This is a genomic window from Rhizobium sp. LjRoot258 (genome assembly GCF_964254185.1).
GTDB lineage: Bacteria > Pseudomonadota > Alphaproteobacteria > Rhizobiales > Rhizobiaceae > Rhizobium.
Genome location: NZ_CAXUST020000001.1, coordinates 2307349 through 2326183, shown reverse-complemented (window position 1 = coordinate 2326183; position 18835 = coordinate 2307349). Strand labels below are relative to the sequence as shown.

Here is an 18835-nt window from a genome sequence, read left to right as displayed (position 1 = left end):
GATACCTTACGACTTAGCCGGGGCGGCTTTGTGGAAGCGGGAGACGAGTTGCAGCAGGCCCATGCTGAGCCAGGTGATCGAGAAGGCAATGACGGCCAGTGCCGACGGCTCGTAGGCGCGGTTGGCGCCCACCAGCTGCAGGTAGGGGCCAAAGGCCGGACGGTTGAGCAGCGCGGCCATGGTGAATTCGCCCATAACGATCGCAAGCGTGATGAAGGCGCCGGAAAGCACACCGCTCATGACGTTCGGGAAAATGCACTTGAACAAGATCGTCGTCCAGCTTGCGCCGAGGCTCTCGGCCGCTTCCGTCAGGGTGCGGACGTCGATTGCCCGCATGGCGGTGTCGACGGCGCGGTACATGTAGGGCAGCGAGAGTGTCATGTAGGAGAGGACCAGCAGGATGTTCGTGCCCGTCGTCGAGCCCGTCAGCGGCAGGATCGACGATGAGTTGTACATTCTGAGGTAGCCGAAGACGATGACGATTGCCGGGATGACGAGCGGCAGCAGCGTGATGAACTCGACGATCGGGCGGATCTGCGGCAAGCGCAGGCGCACCCAATAGGCTGTCGGCACCACAAGCAGCATACCGAAGACGATCGTCAGCAGCGCCATCAGCATCGAATAACCGAAGGTCTCGCGAAACTGCGCTTCGGAAAAAACCGAGGCGTAGGCATCAAAACTGTAGGCGCCACGGCGCATACGCAGCGAAAATTCGATTGTGGCGATGAGCGGCAGGACGAAGTAGATCGCGCCGAATGCGATGGATATCCAGGCTCCAAGGCGTGATGTCTTCATTTTTGCCACCGTTCAGCGCGCATGCGCAGCAGGATGTAAACAAGGTTGGACAGGCCGGTGATGACGATCATGCCAAGCGCCAGCGCGTAGCCAAGGTTGGCGTTGTGAAGCACGTCGCCGCGGATCTGCGCATAGAGCAGGATCGGCACGATGTTGAGGGAGCTGCCGGTCAGCGCGTAGGCGGTGGCAATGGCCCCGAAGGCATTCGCGAAGAGGAGCAGCGTCGTGCCCATCAGGCTCGGCCAGAGGATCGGGAAGGCGACCATGCGCCAGTACTGGCCATTGGTGGCGCCGAGGATCAGCGCGGCTTCCTTCCACTCCTTCTTCATGCCGTCAAGCGCTGGCGTCAGGATCAGGACCATCAGCGGGATCTGGAAGTACATGTAGGTGAGGGTGAGCCCGAAGAAGCTCAGCAGGTTGAAGCCGGTGGAATAGAGATTGAAGCCAAACCAGTCGCGCATCAAAACGGTCACGAGACCGGTGCGTCCGAGGGTGGCGAGGAAGGCGAAGGCAAGCGGTACGCCTGCGAAATTGGAGGCAACACCGGAGAAGGTCAGGAGGCCTGAACGAACCCAGTTCGGCAGGCCGCCGAGCACGACTGCCCAGGCGAGGAAGAAGCCGATCAGTGCGCCACCGAGGGCAGATGCCACGGACACCTTGATACTGATCCAGTAGGCGCTGAGAATCGACGGCGTGAACAGGTCGGCAATGTTCTTGAGGGTCAGGTCGCCTTCCGGCGTCAGAAATGCACCTGCGACCAGATAAAGCGTCGGTATGATAAGGAACATCGCAGCGAAGATCATGAACGGCGCGATGCCGAGCCAGTCTACGATCCTGTCGCGGTTTATCATGGGCGTGGCCGGGGCCGCGGATGTTGAAACAGTGGTCATAGACGACAGCCTTATCGGGGCAATGAAGAGTGAAACCTCTCCGCCACGAGGGCGGAGAGGTCCTGCGTCAGAGATTACTTGACGTTGGCGCCGACGACGCTGTCCCACTTGGTGGTAATAGCGGTCTTGCCAGCAGCCTGCTCGTCGAGGGTCGGGAATACGGCCTTTTCATAGGCAGCGGCTGGTGGCAGCTTGTCGAGAAGTGCCTGCGGGACCTTCTTGTTCTTCGCCAGATCGTTGAAACGGATCGGGTGGCAATAGCCCTTCAGCCAGCCAAGCTGACCTTCGTCCGAATAGAGGTATTCCATCCAGAGCTTGGCAGCGTTCGGATGCGGAGCAAAGGCGGAGATCGCCTGGACGTAAACGCCAGCGACAACGCCCGATGCCGGAACGACGACTTCAGCCGGCGGGTTGCCCTTCAGCGTATCGCGCCAGGACAGGCCGTTGTAGTCCCAAGCGACGACGATCGGGGTCGAGCCCTGAGCGAGCGAGGCGGACTTGCCGATGACAGGAACGAGATTACCGGCCTTGTTGAGTTCGGCAAAGTAAGCGAGACCGGCTTCGCCGGCCTTGGTCGCATCCTTTTCGCCAGCAGCGACGCCGGCAGCGTAGACAGCCTGAACAGCCTGGTTGGAGGCGCGCGGGTCGCCAGCGAGAGCGATGCTGTTGGCATAGTCCGACTTCTTCAGGTCGGCCCAGTCCTTCGGAACGTCCTTGACGATATCGGTGTTCACGACGAAGGAGAGAACGCCGTAGTAATCGCCATACCAGAAGCCATCGGCATCCTTGGCGCTGTCAGGAATGGAATCCCAGGTCGAAACCTTGTAAGGCTGGATCAGGCCGTCGGCCTTTGCCGACGGACCGAAGGAGAGACCAACGTCGATCACGTCGGGAGCCTGCGGGCCGGTGTTGCCCTTGTTGGCCTTGATGGCTTCGATTTCGTCGCCCGAACCTGCATCCGGGTTCAGTTCGTTGACTTCGAGGCCGTACTTGGCCTTGAAACCGGCAATGACGTCGCCGTAGCCGCACCAGTCGTGTGGAAGCGCGATGGTCGTCAGCGTGCCTTCCTTCTTGGCAGCGGCGATAAGTTCGGCGCTTGGTTCGGCGGCTGCGATTGCAGTCGAAGCAACAACGATAGCAGTAGAAAGCGAAAGCATTTTAGAGATATTAGAGATCACTGTTGTTCTCCTTCAGGGTTCAGTGTCTGACGATGCTGTTACTGACGTAACGTGAAGCTTTAGTGACAGTTCGATGACGTTCTTTTTTCTTTGTATAGCAGACAGTTGGCCGCGATGTTTTATTTACGACACGTTGCTTGCATGCACGACTTGCGTCATCTCTCTGTTGTTTTTTTCCTCCTAGCCGAGTTTGCGGAAGAGTCTGGTTTGTTCGAACAGACCCTCCAGGGTTTTCATGCGTTCTTTCGTCTCGTCCCAGGTCGAGCTCTGGACGGCCTCGATCAGCGCTTCGACGATGAAGAGAGTGACGACGGAAGAGTCCCAGGCCGACGGCGCCTCGATCTGCACGCGAAAGGTGTGACGTGCGAGCTTGGCGGCCGGCGACACCCATTGATCGGTGAAGACGACAATCTCGGCGCCGCTCTTGCGGGCAGCGGTCGCAAGGCTAACCATTTCCTGCTCGTAGCGGCGGATATCGAAAATCACCAGGAGGTCGCCGGGGTTCATATTGAGAACGTATTGCGGCCAGCTGCTCGAATTCGACGACAACAGCGCGGTGTTCGGGCGAATGACCTGCATATGGGTGAAGAAGTACTCGGCCAGGGCGCCGGTGATGCGCCCGCCGACGAAATAAAGGCCGCGCTTGCGATCGGACAACAGCGAGGCGACGTTGTTGAAGGTCGCCGTGTCGAGAGCGCTCAGTGTCTGGCGCAGGTTGCCCATGATCGCGTCGGCAAACCGGTTCAGAATGTGCGTGCCCGGCGCGTTGGAAGCCCATCGGTCATGCTTGGCGATGGGGTTTGAAATCGTCGCTTCTACCTCTTGATGGAGGTGCGCCTGGAAGTCGGGATAGCCTTTGAAGCCCAGCTTCTGAACCATGCGTACGACCGTCGGCGTCGATACGCCGGCGTTTTCCGCAATCGTCGTTATGCTCCCCAGTCCGGAGACAGGGTAGTTGTCCAACAGGCTTTCAGCCAATTGCTTCTCAGCCCGCGTGAGCGTGCCAAAATGCGAATGGATTACGTCCGAAACTGTCTTCGACGCAGCGGTCACGCGACTTGCTCCCCGGGATTGGTCTTGTGCCACTTTCCCACTCAAAGTTAACAACGCTGTCATAATCCATGTCAACTGCTGTCATGAAAAGAAAATTTCAGAGCGCGCTTGACAGTCGTCGAAACCTGAAGAATTCTTTTCTTGTACATTCTTTATTAATGATCGGGATGCGGCTGTGGTGCCTGCTCAGTTCAAGGTTCTAAGCGAAGCGGAAGGCGAATGCGTTTCGGTGGAGCGGCCGAACGGCAAGAGCCCGTTGCTGGTGATCTGCGAGCATGCATCCCGATTGCTGCCGGAACGGTACGGCACACTCGGTCTCTCCGGCGAGGCCCTGGAAAGTCATATCGCATGGGATCCCGGCGCATTGGCCGTTGCCCGCGGGATTTCCGAAGCGCTCGATGCCACGCTCATTTACCAGCGGTTCTCGCGGCTGATCTACGATTGCAACCGGCCGCCGGAGTCTCCGAGCGCCATGCCCTCGAGAAGCGAAATCTACGAAATTCCCGGCAATGCCGATCTCAGCGCGGAAGAACGCCTGGCGCGCGCCGAAGCATTGTATATTCCTTTCCACGACGCCATTCGCGCACTGATTCGCGATCGCAAGGCGAGGGGGCAGGAGACGGTGATTGCGACGGTCCACAGCTTCACTCCGGTGTACCACGACAAGACGCGCGCCGTGGAAATTGGTATACTGCACGACGAAGACAGCCGCTTTGCCGACCGCGTTTTGAACGCCGCATCGACCGGCTCGCCACTCTACAAAATCGAACGCAACGAGCCCTATGGCCCTGAGGATGGCGTGACCCACACGCTGATCTTGCATGGGCTGTCCAACGGGCTCCGCAATGTCATGATCGAGGTTCGCAACGACCTCATCTCAGACGAAGACGGTCAAGGGGTCATGGCCGACTATCTGACGGGGCTTCTCCAGCAAAGCCTGGACGCCTGACAACGAAGAAAAGACCCCGGGGAGCAGTCTAACTGCGGTCCGCCCGTAGGCGAAAACGTCACGGGCACTTTGGCACTGGATGATCACCCGCAATCCCGCGGCTGATCGCTAAACAGGGGGAAGTCATGTCCGACTACACGGATCACGACAAGAAACAGGATATGCACGTCCTGCATTCCATGGGCTATGCCCAGGAGCTGGAACGGCGAATGAGTTCGTTCTCGAACTTTGCGGTCTCATTCTCGATCATCTGCATCCTATCCGGCGGCATCAACTCGCTGGCGCAAGCGACGGCCGGCGCCGGCGGTGCGGCCATCGGCATCGGCTGGCCGCTCGGTTGCTTCGTTTCGCTGGTGTTTGCTGTGGCGATGGCGCAGATCAGCTCGGCCTATCCGACCGCGGGCGGTCTCTACCATTGGGGTTCGATCCTCGGCAACCGCTTCACCGGCTGGTTGACCGCCTGGTTCAACCTCCTCGGCCTCGTGACGGTTCTCGGCGCGATCAACGTCGGCACCTACTACTTCTTCATGGGATCGTTTGGAACGAGCTACTTCAGCCTGGCTGATACCACTGTCGTGCGTATCCTGTTCCTGGTTGTTATCACCGGCGCGCAGGCGCTCGTGAACCACATGGGGATCGGGCTGACGGCGAAGCTCACCGATTTTTCGGGCTACCTGATCTTCGCAACGGCAATTGCCCTGGCTGCAGTTTGCTTGTTTTCGGCGCCGTCCTACGACATTGCCCGCCTGTTCACCTTCGCGAACTATTCCGGCGAAGCAGGTGGCAACGTATGGCCGTCGACTTCGGGTGCCTGGGTATTCCTACTTGGTCTCTTGCTGCCGATCTATACGATCACCGGCTATGACGCTTCGGCGCATACCTCGGAGGAAACGGTGAAGGCCGCCCACTCCGTTCCGCGTGGCATGGTTGCCTCCGTTCTTTGGTCGGCTCTCTTCGGCTACATCATGCTTTGCGCATTCGTGCTGATGCTCCCGAACATGGACGACGCGGCCAAGCAGGGCTGGAACGTCTTCTTCTGGGCCATGGACAGCCAGGTCAACCCTGTCGTCAAGGATCTGCTCTATCTCGCCATCTTCGTCAGCCAGTGGCTGTGCGGTCTGGCGACGGTGACCTCGGTCTCCCGGATGATCTTCGCCTTCTCGCGTGACGGCGGTCTGCCGGCATCCAAGGCTCTCGCCAAGGTCAGCCCGCAGCACCGCACGCCGGTTGCCGCCATCTGGACGGGTTCGATCCTCTCCGTACTGTTCGTCTGGGGCTCGTCGCTTGTTTCGATCGGCGAGACGCCGGTTTACACGATCGTCGTCTCGTGCACGGTCATCTTCCTGTTCTTCTCCTTCGCGATCCCGATCACCCTCGGTCTCTTCGCGTGGGGCACGTCGAAATGGGACAAGATGGGTCCATGGAACCTCGGCGAAGGCATGTTCAAGCTGTTCGCGGTCCTGTCGATCCTTGCGATGATGCTGATCTTCGTCCTCGGGATCCAGCCGCCGAACCAGTGGGCGCTTTACATCACCGTCGGCTTCCTGGTCCTTACCGGCATCGTCTGGTTCGGCTTCGAAAGCCGCCGCTTCAAAGGCCCACCGATCGGCGACGAGGTTGCTCGCCGTCAGGCGGAGATCGCGGCTGCCGAAAAGGCCGTCGGCGAAGCCTGAGGTTTCGGCTTCTCTCTCCAACGGCGGGGCCGCGATGGCGGGCCCGCTTCCCGGATCAACGAAAAGGCATTAAAGGCGGCAGGCCCGCTTCACGGTATGCTCTTTCGTTGCCCCGATTTCAGTTCAAGGTCAGGCGGATTCAATATGAGCATCTATACCCTCGACGATCTCAAGCAGGATGTTGCCGACGGGCGCATCGACACGGTTCTGGCGTGCCAGGTGGACATGCAGGGCCGCTTGATGGGCAAGCGCTTTCAGGCTGAATACTTCCTCGAAAGCGCATGGAAGGAAACGCATAGCTGCAACTATCTCGTTGCCACCGACATGGAGATGGAAACCGTCTCCGGCTACAAGGCGACGAGCTGGGAAAAGGGCTATGGCGACTACACGATGAAGCCTGACCTTTCGACGCTGCGCCGTATTCCGTGGCTCGAAGGCACGGCGCTCGTGCTCTGCGATCTCCTCGACCACCACACGCATGAAGAGGTGTCGCATTCACCGCGCGCGATCTTGAAGAAACAGGTCAAGCGGTTGGAAGACATGGGCATGAAGGCGTTCATGGCCTCGGAGCTCGAATTCTTCCTGTTCGACCAGACCTACGAGTCCGCGCACGCGTCCGGCTATCGCAATCTGAAGCTCGCCAGCGCCTACAACGAGGACTACCACATCTTCCAGACGACCAAGGAAGAAGAGGTCATGCGGGCAATCCGCACCGGCCTTCAGGGCGCCGGCATTCCGGTCGAAAATTCCAAGGGCGAGGCGTCCGCGGGCCAGGAAGAAATCAACGTCCGCTATGCCGACGCGCTGACGATGGCCGATCGCCACTCGATTATCAAGAATGGCTGCAAGGAAATCGCCTGGTCAAAGGGCAAGGCAATCACCTTCCTGGCGAAGTGGCACTACAATGCCGCCGGCAGTTCGTCGCATATTCATCAGTCGCTCTGGAGCGCTGACGGCAAGACGCCGCTCTTCCACGATGAGGGTGGAAAGTACGGCATGTCACCGCTGATGAACAACTACGTGGCCGGTCTTCTCGCCCACGCAAGCGAGATCACCTACTTCCTCGCGCCTTACATCAACTCGTACAAGCGCTTCATGGCGGGCACCTTTGCGCCGACGAAGGCAATCTGGAGCAAGGACAACCGCACGGCCGGCTATCGCCTCTGCGGCGACGACACCAAAGCGATCCGCATCGAGTGCCGTGTCGGCGGCTCCGACCTCAATCCCTATCTCGCCTTTGCCGCGCTGCTTGCCGCCGGCATCGATGGCATAGAGAAGAAGATGGAGCTCGAGGCGCCGTTCGTCGGCGACGCCTATGGAGCTCGCAGCGTCCGCGAGATCCCGCGTACGCTGCGCGCGGCAACAGTCGCCATGACGGAATCGAAGATGCTGCGCGATGCCTTCGGCGATGATGTCATCGACCACTACACCCGTGCTGCCGAGTGGGAGCAGGAAGAATACGATCGTCGCATCACCGACTGGGAAGTGGCGCGCGGTTTCGAAAGAGCATAATAGGCGTAGCCAAGGCCGGACGGCGTCCTGTCATATGATCTCCATATCTGAGGAGATTGCTGGGGTTGGCCGGTTTCGGCACGCGAAAACATAGGATGAAGATCATGGGAATGATCCAATGCATTTCACCGGTCGACGGATCGGTTTACGCCGAGCGTCCGGCGCTTTCGCTGGAGGCGGCGAAGGAGGCTGTGGCGCGTGCGCGCAAGGCGCAGAAGGCATGGGCGAAGCGGCCGTTGGAGGAGCGCGTTCAGCTGGTGCTGAAGGGTGTCGCACGGCTCAATGAAATGTCTGACGTCGTCGTGCCCGAGCTTGCCTGGCAGATGGGCCGCCCGATCCGCTACGGCGGCGAGTACAAGGGCTTCAACGAGCGCTCCAACTATGTCGCTTCGATCGCCGCCGATGCGCTCGCGCCTTCGGTTGTCGAGGAAAGCGACAAGTTCGAGCGTCGCATCGAGCGCGAGGCGCATGGCGTCGTATTCGTGGTGGCGCCATGGAACTACCCCTACATGACGGCGATCAACACCATCGCGCCGGCGCTGATGGCGGGCAACACGGTCGTCCTCAAGCATGCGTCACAGACGCTGCTGGTTGGAGAGCGGCTGGTGCAGGCTTTCGTCGAGGCCGGCGTTCCTGAGGACGTGTTCCAGAACGTGTTCCTTGATCACGAAACGACCTCGGCGCTGATTGCTGCGGGCAGCTTCAACTTCGTCAACTTCACCGGTTCGGTCGAAGGCGGCCGCTCGATGGAGCGGGCAGCGGCCGGAACATTCACAGGGCTCGGGCTTGAGCTCGGCGGCAAGGATCCGGGCTATGTCATGGAAGATGCCGACCTTGACGCGGCCGTCGACACGCTGATGGACGGCGCGACTTACAATTCCGGCCAGTGCTGTTGCGGCATCGAGCGTATCTATGTCCATGAATCGCTCTATGACAGCTTTGTCGAGAAGTCGGTCGCCTGGGTGTCGAACTACAAGCTCGGCAATCCGCTCGATCCTGAAACCTCGCTCGGGCCTATGGCCAACAAGCGCTTCGCCAAGGCCGTGCGCGAGCAGATCGCCGATGCCGTTTCCAAGGGCGCCAAGGCACTCGTCGACCCCAAGCTCTTCCCACAGGACGATGGCGGCGCCTATCTGGCACCGCAGATCCTCGTCAATGTCGATCATTCCATGGCCTTCATGCGCGAGGAGACCTTTGGTCCTGCCGTCGGCATCATGAAGGTGAAGAGCGACGACGAAGCCGTTGCCCTGATGAACGACAGCCAGTACGGCTTGACGGCTTCGCTCTGGACGAAGGATCCTGAGCGGGCAGGGCGGCTCGGCCGCGAGATCGAGACCGGCACCGTCTTCATGAACCGCGCCGACTATCTCGATCCGGCTCTGTGCTGGACCGGCGTCAAGGAAACCGGCCGAGGTGGTTCGCTGTCGATCATCGGCTTCCACAACCTGACGCGTCCGAAATCCTACCATCTGAAGAAAGTCACAGCATGAGCAGCAACATCACAGCCAACTGGAGCTACCCGACCGCTTTCAAGCTTGGCCGGGGCCGCATCAAGGAACTGGCGGACGCTTGCAAGAGCCTCGGGATGAAGAAACCACTGCTGATCACCGATCGCGGCCTGGCCTCGATGGCGATCACCAGGACCGCGCTCGACATTCTTGAAGACGCCGGCCTCGGCCGGGCGATCTTTGCCGATGTCGATCCAAACCCGAACGACAAGAACCTCGACGCTGGCGTCAAGGCGTTCAAGGCGGGTGGCCATGACGGCGTCGTCGCCTTTGGTGGAGGCTCAGGCCTTGACCTTGGCAAGTGCGTCGCGTTCATGGCCGGTCAGACGCTGCCGGTCTGGGACTTCGAGGATATCGGCGACTGGTGGACGCGTGCAAGCGTCGAAGGCATCGCTCCGATCGTGGCCGTGCCGACGACGGCCGGCACCGGTTCGGAAGTCGGCCGCGCCAGCGTCATCACCAATTCCGAAACGCATGTGAAGAAGATCATCTTCCATCCAAGGTTCCTGCCGGGCGTCGTCATCGCCGATCCGGAACTGACGGTCGGCATGCCGAAGATCATCACTGCCGGTACCGGCATGGATGCCTTCGCGCATTGCCTGGAGGCCTATTCCTCGCCCTTCTACCACCCGATGTCGGCCGGCATCGCGCTGGAGGGCATGCGGCTCGTCAAGGAGTTCCTGCCGCGCGCCTACAGGGAAGGCACGGATCTCGAAGCCCGCGCCAACATGATGTCGGCGGCTGCGATGGGCGCAGTCGCATTCCAGAAGGGGCTCGGCGCCATCCATGCGCTGTCGCATCCGATCGGCGCTGTCTACAACACGCATCACGGCATGACGAATGCTGTCGTGATGCCGGCGGTGTTGCGCTTCAATCGTTCGGCGATTGAGGAGAAGATTGCGCGCGCCGCGGCCTATCTCGGCATCTCCGGCGGCTTCGACGGTTTTTATAGCTACGTGCTGCAGCTTCGCTCCGAGCTCGGCGTTCCGGACAGCCTGTCTGCGATGGGAATCAAGCCGGATCGAATCGACGAACTTTCGGAGATGGCGATCGAAGATCCAAGCGCTGGCGGCAATCCAGTCAAGATGACGCTCGAAAATACCAAGGTGCTCTTTAAAGATTGCTTCTGAACATAGAGACGGCGGACCTGAGCTAGCCCGGAAAAGCCTCGGCTTTCCGGGCTTTTTTTGTTCTCGATCGTTGGGTTTTCGTGGATGCAAGAAATGCTGACCGCAATTTCAGGTGTCGCGTTTAGAAGTTGTTAACCATAATTAGAAAGGATGCATTAACCGCACGATGCTTCCGAGAGTGCGCGGCAGAGCCATAGAGAGGCTCGCATTTTCCCTTCGAGGACCGAATATGCCAGTCATCACTTTCGCAAACACCAAGGGCGGCGCTGGCAAGACCACCGCCGTACTTCTTCTCGCCACCGAGCTTGCCCAGAAGGGCTATCGGGTGACGATCCTCGACGCCGATCCACAACATTGGATCACGCGATGGCATGAAGTCTCCGGGCATGTGACGAATATCTCGGTCATCGATTTCGTCACGTCGGCTTCCTTGCCGCTGCACATAGCCGAAAACAAGCACAACACAGACTACTTCATCATCGACCTTCCGGGAGCGCGCAATCCGCTGCTCGCGACGGCAATCGGGCTCTCCGACCACGTGCTGATCCCGATCCAGGGATGCGCCATGGACGCCCGTGGTGGTGCGCAGGTCCTGGAGCTGCTGCAATATCTGGACGAGAAGGCGGGCATTCGTATCGGGCACTCGGTTGTGCTGACGCGCGTGAACTCGATGGTGACGACGCGGGCACTCTCTCTCGTCAAGTCGTTGCTGAGTGAGCGCCAGGTCCCGGTTCTCGACACCGCGATCATCGAACGCTCCGCCTTCCGCGATATTTTTGACTGTGGCGGCACGTTGCACTCGCTGGATCCGGCTCGTGTAAGCAACCTCGACAAGGCGCGTGAGAACGCTCGCTGTTTTGCTGAAGAGATCATGGGCAAGCTGCCGGTGAAGCTTGCTGAGCCAACGCGCAGCACTGGTCCACTGATCCGCTCAGCGGCCTAGACGAAACGACCTAAAGAAAAAATGCGCCCTCTGAGGCGCATTTTTTTGGGAACAGGCAGGACAGATCAGTCGACGAATTCGACTGTCACGCCCGGCTTGACCATCTTCGCCAGTTCGGTGGCATCCCAGTTTGTCAGGCGGATGCAGCCGTGGCTCTGGGTGCGGCCGATCTTCGATGGCTCTGGCGTTCCGTGGATTCCGTAAGTCGGCTTGGAAAGCGCCATCCAGACCGTACCGACCGGGCCGTTCGGACCCGGCGGAATGTTCAGGATCCTGTCGTTTGCGCCCTGCTGGAAGTTGATCTTCGGATTGTAGGTGTAGCCTGGATTGAACGCGACGCGCTCGACGGTCACCGTGCCGGTGGGCGAGGGCGTATCGGTGGAGCCAATCGAGGCCGGATAGGCGGCAATCAGATTGCCGGCATTGTCATAGGCAAACACCTGCTTGCGGCCCTTGTCGGCAATGATGCGCGCGACCGAACCGGCCTTCACTTCACCGGGATTGACGACCTTTACGATCGTGCCGGGGACCGTGAAATCCACACCCGGGTTGATTTCCTTCAGGAAGCCTTCGTCCATGTGGAAACGCTCCGCGAGCATTTCCGTCGTCGAGGTGTAGCCAAGTGATGACAGGGCAGCCTTATGCGCGTAGTCCTCCGGGATTTCCGCAACGTACGGGCCGGCAGCGTCGGCAGGGGTAATGGTGTAGCCGACGAGCGGCAGACCGCCGGACATGCGCAGCTGCTCGAGAATGGCGTCGGTGTTATTCGGATCGAGCGTCTCGCCCGTCATCTGCTGGTAGGCGTAGATCGCCTTGGTGACGTTTGCGCCCATGTGGCCGTCGATCGCGCCAGGCGACACGCCGGCGCGGTCGAGAAACACCTGCAGGGCGACGATCTCCGACTTCGACTTGTTCTTCAGCGTGATGACAGGCTCTTGGGAGGGCTTCGGCTGCATCACATCCGGCGTTTGCTGGTCCGGCTCGATGGATGCATAGTCGTCGCTTTGTGGGTAGGGTTGGTCATCGAGCGGCTGGCGGTCGATCGGGGCGTTGCGTGGGATGGAGCCAGTCACGGCGCCGCGCTCGGAATAGCGACTATCGCCGTAAGGATCGTCGCCGTTATAGACATCGTTATTGTAGGCATCGCGTATCGGTGGGCGTGGGTAGTAGCCGCGGGCACGCATTTCAGTTGCGATCACATTGCCATAGGGATCGACCAGCACGCGATTGCCCCTTCGGTCGCGCGCGTAGGCAGCGCCCGATGGGACATAGTCGAGGATATCGCCGTTCGGCGCCACGAAGACGACGTCGCCCTGGCGTCCGTTGAAAAACTGCTGCGCATCGGCAGAGGGCGCTGCTGTAGCAATGGCGAGCAGGGCAGCGGCGGCGGACAATGCTGATATTACAAAGCGATTCACGTCTTCATACCCTTTCGTGACTGGCCGACACACACCTGCGAATTTTGACGCTAGTGTGGAATTTATGAAATCGTGCTGAACAAAAGATAAAAACTCCGTGATTTCTCCTTTGGTCGTAAACATTTGGGGCCGCGACCGGTTCCGGCGCGCTGCGCACATGGTCGCGATTGACGAATTCGGCCGCGAGACATAACGCTGCATCAGTGGTCAGAACCGGGAGGAAGTTGAACGATGATCGAGTTTGCAGCCGCCGCAGGGCCGAAGTTGATGCTCGACGAAACCTCACTGATGGACATCGGCGGATGTGTCATCAACGGCGTCGATATCGCTCCCAAGGAGGCGGTTCCCGATGATGGCGATGCACGCATCTCGCATTCCGTCCAAGGCTTCCTCTTTACGTGCGGGCCGGACCATATCAGGCACCGCGAACCGATTCCGGGCCGTGCTGACGGCAAGGTCTATCCTCTGCATGGGTCCGCGCCTGGCCACGCAGCCAAAATCCTCTGGACGAAGTTCGAGAACGGGAATGCGGAGTGCCGGGCGGATATCGACGTCGTGACGGTCGAGGGATTGCCGGCCCGCATCGAGCGTCATTGGCTCATCGATGGCGGCACGGGCGAGGTGAGCCTCAAGGACAAGGTCGTCAATACAAGCGACGAGATCGTGCCTGCCTTCCTCATGTATCATATGAATATCGGCGGCAAATGGTTCGATGCCGGCACGCGTCTTGAAGGCAAGATGCTCGATGGCGGTGGCTTTCCCTGGAATTTCGGCGAGGAACCTGGCGGTATCTTCTGCGTTGAGGCACCGGCAACGGAAGGCGGTTTTGCCGAGGTGCGCCTTGGCCCGATTGCCGCGATCGGCGGCAAGGTCCTGCGAGTACGTGTCCTTGCCGAGACGTTGCCGCACCTGCAGGTCTGGCGCAATCAAAAGGCGCCTGCCGACGTGCTCGGCATCGAGCCGGTGTCGCATCGTTGGGTATCGCGTTTTGAGTTGGAGACCGCCGGCGAATTCATCACGCTGAAGCCCGGCGAGAGCCGAAATTATGCGCTCAGCTTCGCCTTCGTTTGAGTGATCTGCGGTTGACGCTGGGCATGGGGCGGCGTAGTCATTCAGCCCACGATTTCAGGAGGATTAGCGATGGACATTCGCCAGATCGACGACGAATATTCGGTTTCCGGGCAGATTGCGGTCGAGGATCTCGATCAGATCAAGGCCATGGGCTTCAAATCGATCGTTTGCCATCGCCCGGACGATGAGAGCCCGGATCAGACGCCGTATGCCCGCATCGAAGCGCGCGCAAAGGAACTCGGCCTCGATATCGCGCATGTGCCGGTCGGCTCGATGGGGGTCACCGAAGAGGCAATTGCCGGTATGGTCGACGCGCTCGATGAATTCCCGCGCCCGATGCTCGGCTACTGCCGTTCCGGCGCCCGCTCCACAGCGATCTACCAAAAGACGCATCATATTCGCGCCTAGTGTCGGCCACTGAACCAAGTCCGGCGCCGCTTGATCTCAGCGGCGTCTTTCGTTTCGCAAACAGGAGAACACCATGAGCATCAAGCGCATCGACGCCGGCGCCCGCATGAGCGGCGCCGTCATCCACGGCAACACCGTCTACCTCGCTGGCCAGGTCGGCGAAGGCGAAAGCGTCACCGAACAGTGCAAGTCGGCACTGGCCGAAGTTGATCGCCTGCTCGCCGCTGCCGGCTCGAACAAGTCCAAGATCCTGCAGACGCTGATCTATCTCTCCGACATGTCCTACTTCGCGGAAATGAACGCTGCCTGGGAAGCCTGGGTCGATCCGGCAAACACGCCGGCTCGTGCCACCAGCGAAGCCAAGCTCGCTGCGCCGAAGTACAAGGTCGAGTTCACGGTTACGGCCGCCATCGACTAAGGTCGACAGCACCGCGATTTCCAAGGCCGGTGGGTTTCGCTCACCGGCTTTTTGTTTGGGCAATTTCGGAAAGCGTGCGCGTTGGCGTAATCGCCTCCGGATCGAGTTTTACTTCGATGATCGACGGCTTGCCACTTGCGCGGGCGCGCTCGAAGGCGGCTGCGAAGCTCTCGGTCGCCTCGACCGTTTCGCCGTGGCCGCCGTAAGCGCGCGCAAGCGACGCAAAGTCTGGGTTGGTGAGGTCCGTGCCGCTGACGCGACCCGGATATTCCCGCTCCTGATGCATGCGGATGGTGCCGTAGATGCCGTTGTTGATGACGATGGCGATGATCGGCAGGCTATAGCGAACGGCAGTCGCAAATTCCTGGCCGTGCATCAGGAAACAGCCGTCTCCGGCAAAACAGATGACCTCGCGTTCGGGAAAGAGCCGCTTGGCAGCAACCGCAGCCGGTAGGCCGTAGCCCATGGAACCTGATGTCGGAGCGGCCTGGGTGTTGAATTGACGGAAGCGATGGAACCGATGCAGCCAGGTGGCGTAGTTTCCCGCGCCGTTGGTAAATATTGCATCCGGGCGCGTGTTTGCCTCGATCCACTCCATGATCGGCCCCATGTGCACTGGACCGGGACCGCTCTGCGGCGGCGTCGACCACGCAATGTAGGCCTGGTGCATCCGTTCGGTGCGCTCCGCCCATCTGAGTTCGCTTGGTGCCTCAAGATCAATAAGATCTGCAACGAAGTCACTCGGGCTTGCGCAGATTGCGAGGTCGGGCCTGTATACACGGCCGAGCTCCGAAGGATCGGGATGAATGTGGACGAGCGACTGCTGCGGATAGGGGATGTCGATCAGCGTATAGCCGGAGGACGGCATTTCTGACATCCGGCCACCTAGTAGGATCAGCAGGTCGCTCTCCCTGATCTCTTTGGCGAGCGCAGGATTGATGCCGATGCCGACATCACCGGCATAGTTCGAGTGGAGATGGTCGAACAGCATCTGCCGACGGAACGAGCAGCCGACAGGCAGGGCGAAGCGTTGCGAGAAGGTTTTCAGGTCGGCCACTGCATCCGCATCCCAGCGCGTGCCGCCGACGATGACCATCGGTCGCTCCGCCTTCAGCAGTCGCAGGTAAAAGTCGTCAATTTGGCGACGACCGGGATGCGCTTCGACGCGCGAATGGCGCTTGGCGCGGGGCGCCTCCACTTTGTCACGCAGCATGTCTTCGGGCAGTGACAATACAACGGGGCCGGGACGACCGGATGTGGCGATCGCAAAGGCGCGGGTGACGAACTCCGGAATGCGAGCAGCATCGTCGATCTCCCCAACCCATTTGCTGAATTCGGTCAAGGCGCGGCGGAACTCGACCTCCTGGAAGGCCTCCCGCTCGCGGGCGTCGCGCTGCACCTGTCCAATGAAGAGGATCATCGGAATGGAATCCTGCCTGGCGATGTGCAGCCCCGCCGTGGCGTTTGTGGCGCCCGGGCCGCGGGTAACCATGCAGATGCCAGGCTCGCCGGTGAGCCTGCCCCATGCATCGGCCATCATGGCCGCGCCACCCTCCTGACGGCAGACCACTACGTCGATATCGCTGTCTAAGAGCGCATCGAGAACGGCAAGGAAACTCTCGCCGGGCACGCAGGAGAGGCGTTTCACCCCATTCGCTTTCAAGGCCTCGACGATTAGTTCCCCGCCGGTTTTCTTCATGATGGTCTCTTCCCCTCCAGTTCGGCGAGTTCCGCCAGAACCTCCTGCTGATGCTCTCCCAGCCGCGGACTCGGCCTCTCGTAACGCAAGGGCGTTTGCGACAGCACGACCGGCGTCCTCACGCCGGGAATGACGGTACCCTTTGCGTCGGCCAGATCCACCCGCAGCCCGCGCGCCTGGACTTGTGGATCGTCGAACATTTCCTCGATCGTGTTGATCGCACCGGCCGGAACCGCGTCCGCCGCGCAAGCCCTCAGCAGGTCGGCCTTCTGCCATTGCAGCGTTTCCGTCGAGACCAGCCTGCGAACTTCGTCGCGGTTTGCAACGCGCGCTTTGTTCGTCGAAAAGCGTGGATCGTCAGCAATACCCTCGAGGCTGAGGATCGTGCACAAACGGCGGAATTGGCCGTCGTTGCCTACGGCCAGGATCAGATAGCCATCGGCGGCTGGAACAACTTCATAGGGTGAGATATTCGGATGTGCGTTTCCAAGCCGGGTCGGGGCACGGCCGGAGACAAGATAGTTCATGTTCTGGTTCGCAAGCACTGCCGATTGAACGTCGAGCAGCGCCATGTCGACCAGCTGCCCTTCGCCGGTTTTCTGCGCGTGAATGAGCGCCGCCTCGATGGCTGCGACCGCATAGATTCCGGTAAAAATGTCGGCGATCGCGACGCCTGCCTTCATCGGCTGTCCGTCCGGCTCGCCGGTGATCGACATGAAACCGGACAAGCCTTGCACGATATAGTCGTAGCCAGCGAGGCTGGCATACGGGCCGTTCAGACCGAAACCCGTGATCGAGCAATAGACGAGCCTCGGATTGGTCGTCTTCAAGCTTTCGTAATCGAGACCGTATTTCACCAGCCCGCCGTGCTTGAAGTTCTCGATGACGACGTCGGCCGTAGCGACAAGACGGCGGACGAGCGCCTGATCTTCTTCGCGCTTCAGGTCGGCGGTGATCGAGCGCTTGCCTCGGTTGGCAGCGTGGTAGTAGGCGGCGGACAGGTTTTCGCCGTCGGCGCCCTCGACGAAGGGTGGTCCCCAGTGGCGTGTGTCATCGCCTCCATCCGGGTTTTCGATCTTGATCACATCGGCGCCGAGATCGGCCAGCATCTGGCCCGCCCATGGGCCGGCGAGCACGCGTGCGAGCTCGATGACGCGGATGCCGGTCAGCGGTGGTTTCTTGGGCTGATGGTCCGTCATGTTCCTCCCACGAGCAGATCAGGGCGCCAGCGCCGATTGAGGTGTATCGGATACCGGCTTCGATGCAAAGCGCCGCTCTCGCCAGATGATGTACAAGCCCGATGCGATGATGATCAGGATGCCAAGCCACTTGACCGCATCCGGAAAGTCGCCGAACACGAGCCAGGCGAAAAAGGTTGCCGACACGATCTCGAAATACTGCAGCGGTGCCAATGTCGAGGCGGGCGCTGCGCGGTAGGCATAGACGCCGAAGATGCCGGCAATGGCCGCCGTGACACCGACGCCGAGCAGGTAGAGATAGCCACGGCCATCTGGCATCGCCGCGTCAAAGACGTCAGAACCCGTGCCGCTGCCGAACGCAAGCAGGATGGCGCAGAACAGCAGACCCCAGATGCCCATCTGAAGCTGCATCGCCCACGGGTCTTCCCGGTGCGAAAGCACGCGGGTCATCAAGGCGAAGATGGCAATGCAGAAGGCGCTGACGACAGGCAGGAGCGCGACGTAGCCGACCTCTTGGAAGCTCGGCTGGATGATCAGCATCGCGCCGAAAAAGCCGACGCCGCAGGCGGTGTAGCGGCGCCAACCGATTGTCTCCTTGAGGAAGATGCTGCTCAGGATCGTCAATATGATGGGCTCGACGAAAAAAATCGCGATGGCATCGGCAACCGGCATGTACTTCAGCGTCGTGACAAAGGAGACCATGGAGATGGTTATGATGGCGCCCCGGATGGCATGAAAGATGTTGGCGCGCCAGGAGAAGGTCTTCCAGCTTCCGCGCCAGATGACGATCGGCAGCATGCAGAAGGCCTGCACGACAAAGCGCGCGGCTGTGATTTCTGCCGCGGGAATCGTGGCTATCGCGAGCTTGGAAAAGATGTCGATGATCGGCGAGACAAGCACCGACAGGAACATCAGCAGAATGCCGGTCGACACCTCCGAAGCGGCGGCGGGGCGGGAAAAAATACCGTTGCTCATCGCGAAAATCCTTCAG

Annotated in this window: 17 protein-coding genes; 9 read left to right on the top strand and 8 right to left on the bottom strand. The window is 60.2% G+C overall.

The features are described 5' to 3' along the window. Positions 1 to 6: 6 nt before the first annotated feature. The 4 genes from ACSQ9D_RS11520 to ACSQ9D_RS11505 form a co-directional block, all read right to left on the bottom strand. A complete protein-coding gene (locus ACSQ9D_RS11520) occupies positions 7 to 795 on the bottom strand; it encodes an ABC transporter permease (protein WP_024313663.1) in 789 nt (262 codons plus the stop codon). After that, the gene (locus ACSQ9D_RS11515) at positions 792 to 1685 is read right to left on the bottom strand and encodes an ABC transporter permease (RefSeq protein WP_072379335.1); all 894 of its coding nucleotides are present in this window, start codon (positions 1683 to 1685) and stop codon (positions 792 to 794) included. The genes ACSQ9D_RS11520 and ACSQ9D_RS11515 overlap by 4 nt, the downstream gene beginning before the upstream one ends. Positions 1686 to 1759: 74 nt before the next feature. Beyond that, on the bottom strand, positions 1760 to 2842 hold the full coding sequence (locus tag ACSQ9D_RS11510; protein ID WP_436283819.1) for an ABC transporter substrate-binding protein: 1083 nt from the start codon (positions 2840 to 2842) through the stop codon (positions 1760 to 1762). 201 nt (positions 2843 to 3043) lie between these two features. Next, the gene (locus ACSQ9D_RS11505; RefSeq protein ID WP_368516253.1) at positions 3044 to 3916 is read right to left on the bottom strand and encodes a MurR/RpiR family transcriptional regulator; all 873 of its coding nucleotides are present in this window, start codon (positions 3914 to 3916) and stop codon (positions 3044 to 3046) included. Positions 3917 to 4091: 175 nt separating this feature from the next. Between ACSQ9D_RS11505 and ACSQ9D_RS11500 the strand changes: the two genes are divergently transcribed. The 6 genes from ACSQ9D_RS11500 (at position 4092) to ACSQ9D_RS11475 (ending at position 11631) form a co-directional block, all read left to right on the top strand. Then, entirely contained in the window at positions 4092 to 4865 is a 774-nt protein-coding gene (locus ACSQ9D_RS11500; protein ID WP_436282342.1) for an N-formylglutamate amidohydrolase, read from the top strand. 125 nt (positions 4866 to 4990) lie between these two features. Further along, positions 4991 to 6538 carry an amino acid permease gene (locus ACSQ9D_RS11495; RefSeq protein ID WP_436282341.1) on the top strand — a complete coding sequence of 516 codons (1548 nt, stop codon included), beginning with the start codon at positions 4991 to 4993 and terminating at the stop codon, positions 6536 to 6538. A gap of 144 nt (positions 6539 to 6682) precedes the next feature. Further along, positions 6683 to 8050 carry a glutamine synthetase family protein gene (locus tag ACSQ9D_RS11490; protein ID WP_436282340.1) on the top strand — a complete coding sequence of 456 codons (1368 nt, stop codon included), beginning with the start codon at positions 6683 to 6685 and terminating at the stop codon, positions 8048 to 8050. A 104-nt stretch (positions 8051 to 8154) separates the two neighbouring features. After that, the gene (locus ACSQ9D_RS11485) at positions 8155 to 9540 is read left to right on the top strand and encodes an aldehyde dehydrogenase family protein (protein ID WP_436282339.1); all 1386 of its coding nucleotides are present in this window, start codon (positions 8155 to 8157) and stop codon (positions 9538 to 9540) included. After that, a complete protein-coding gene (locus ACSQ9D_RS11480; protein WP_436282338.1) occupies positions 9537 to 10688 on the top strand; it encodes an iron-containing alcohol dehydrogenase in 1152 nt (383 codons plus the stop codon). Before ACSQ9D_RS11485 ends, ACSQ9D_RS11480 begins: the two co-directional genes overlap by 4 nt. 229 nt (positions 10689 to 10917) lie before the next feature. Beyond that, on the top strand, positions 10918 to 11631 hold the full coding sequence (locus ACSQ9D_RS11475) for an AAA family ATPase (protein WP_037119854.1): 714 nt from the start codon (positions 10918 to 10920) through the stop codon (positions 11629 to 11631). 65 nt (positions 11632 to 11696) lie between these two features. On the opposite strand, the gene ACSQ9D_RS11470 is transcribed toward ACSQ9D_RS11475, so the two are convergent. Next, a complete protein-coding gene (locus tag ACSQ9D_RS11470; RefSeq protein ID WP_436282337.1) occupies positions 11697 to 13049 on the bottom strand; it encodes a L,D-transpeptidase family protein in 1353 nt (450 codons plus the stop codon). A 231-nt stretch (positions 13050 to 13280) separates the two neighbouring features. On the opposite strand from ACSQ9D_RS11470, the gene ACSQ9D_RS11465 reads away from it, so the two are divergent. From ACSQ9D_RS11465 to ACSQ9D_RS11455, 3 genes are all read left to right on the top strand, one after another. Beyond that, positions 13281 to 14120, top strand: coding sequence for a DUF4432 family protein (locus ACSQ9D_RS11465; RefSeq protein WP_436282336.1), 840 nt, complete (start codon positions 13281 to 13283; stop codon positions 14118 to 14120). A 69-nt stretch (positions 14121 to 14189) separates the two neighbouring features. After that, positions 14190 to 14528, top strand: coding sequence for a TIGR01244 family sulfur transferase (locus tag ACSQ9D_RS11460; RefSeq protein WP_037119861.1), 339 nt, complete (start codon positions 14190 to 14192; stop codon positions 14526 to 14528). A gap of 73 nt (positions 14529 to 14601) precedes the next feature. Continuing rightward, positions 14602 to 14946, top strand: a complete 345-nt coding sequence (locus ACSQ9D_RS11455) for a RidA family protein (protein ID WP_037119863.1) — start codon at positions 14602 to 14604, stop codon at positions 14944 to 14946. Positions 14947 to 14986: 40 nt separating this feature from the next. On the opposite strand, the gene ACSQ9D_RS11450 is transcribed toward ACSQ9D_RS11455, so the two are convergent. From ACSQ9D_RS11450 to ACSQ9D_RS11440, 3 genes are read right to left on the bottom strand one after another with little or no spacing between them, the layout of a single operon-like run. Next, a complete protein-coding gene (locus ACSQ9D_RS11450) occupies positions 14987 to 16645 on the bottom strand; it encodes a thiamine pyrophosphate-binding protein (RefSeq protein WP_436282335.1) in 1659 nt (552 codons plus the stop codon). Further along, positions 16642 to 17844 carry a CaiB/BaiF CoA transferase family protein gene (locus ACSQ9D_RS11445; protein WP_436282334.1) on the bottom strand — a complete coding sequence of 401 codons (1203 nt, stop codon included), beginning with the start codon at positions 17842 to 17844 and terminating at the stop codon, positions 16642 to 16644. The genes ACSQ9D_RS11450 and ACSQ9D_RS11445 overlap by 4 nt, the downstream gene beginning before the upstream one ends. Before the next feature lie 18 nt (positions 17845 to 17862). After that, positions 17863 to 18819 (bottom strand): DMT family transporter, encoded by a 957-nt coding sequence (locus ACSQ9D_RS11440; RefSeq protein WP_037119869.1) that lies wholly within the window; start codon positions 18817 to 18819, stop codon positions 17863 to 17865. Between the last annotated feature and the right edge of the window lie 16 nt (positions 18820 to 18835).

What these genes read in the sequence shown, in the direction of transcription:
- ACSQ9D_RS11440 (WP_037119869.1), bottom strand. Translation starts at nt 18,819, where the DNA reads ATGAGCAACGGTATTTTTTCCCGCCCCGCCGCCGCTTCGGAGGTGTCG.
- ACSQ9D_RS11485 (WP_436282339.1), top strand. Translation starts at nt 8,155, where the DNA reads ATGGGAATGATCCAATGCATTTCACCGGTCGACGGATCGGTTTACGCC.
- ACSQ9D_RS11490 (WP_436282340.1), top strand. Translation starts at nt 6,683, where the DNA reads ATGAGCATCTATACCCTCGACGATCTCAAGCAGGATGTTGCCGACGGG.
- ACSQ9D_RS11450 (WP_436282335.1), bottom strand. Translation starts at nt 16,645, where the DNA reads ATGAAGAAAACCGGCGGGGAACTAATCGTCGAGGCCTTGAAAGCGAAT.
- ACSQ9D_RS11510 (WP_436283819.1), bottom strand. Translation starts at nt 2,842, where the DNA reads ATGCTTTCGCTTTCTACTGCTATCGTTGTTGCTTCGACTGCAATCGCA.
- ACSQ9D_RS11465 (WP_436282336.1), top strand. Translation starts at nt 13,281, where the DNA reads ATGATCGAGTTTGCAGCCGCCGCAGGGCCGAAGTTGATGCTCGACGAA.
- ACSQ9D_RS11520 (WP_024313663.1), bottom strand. Translation starts at nt 795, where the DNA reads ATGAAGACATCACGCCTTGGAGCCTGGATATCCATCGCATTCGGCGCG.
- ACSQ9D_RS11460 (WP_037119861.1), top strand. Translation starts at nt 14,190, where the DNA reads ATGGACATTCGCCAGATCGACGACGAATATTCGGTTTCCGGGCAGATT.
- ACSQ9D_RS11480 (WP_436282338.1), top strand. Translation starts at nt 9,537, where the DNA reads ATGAGCAGCAACATCACAGCCAACTGGAGCTACCCGACCGCTTTCAAG.
- ACSQ9D_RS11515 (WP_072379335.1), bottom strand. Translation starts at nt 1,685, where the DNA reads ATGACCACTGTTTCAACATCCGCGGCCCCGGCCACGCCCATGATAAAC.
- ACSQ9D_RS11495 (WP_436282341.1), top strand. Translation starts at nt 4,991, where the DNA reads ATGTCCGACTACACGGATCACGACAAGAAACAGGATATGCACGTCCTG.
- ACSQ9D_RS11475 (WP_037119854.1), top strand. Translation starts at nt 10,918, where the DNA reads ATGCCAGTCATCACTTTCGCAAACACCAAGGGCGGCGCTGGCAAGACC.
- ACSQ9D_RS11445 (WP_436282334.1), bottom strand. Translation starts at nt 17,844, where the DNA reads ATGACGGACCATCAGCCCAAGAAACCACCGCTGACCGGCATCCGCGTC.
- ACSQ9D_RS11455 (WP_037119863.1), top strand. Translation starts at nt 14,602, where the DNA reads ATGAGCATCAAGCGCATCGACGCCGGCGCCCGCATGAGCGGCGCCGTC.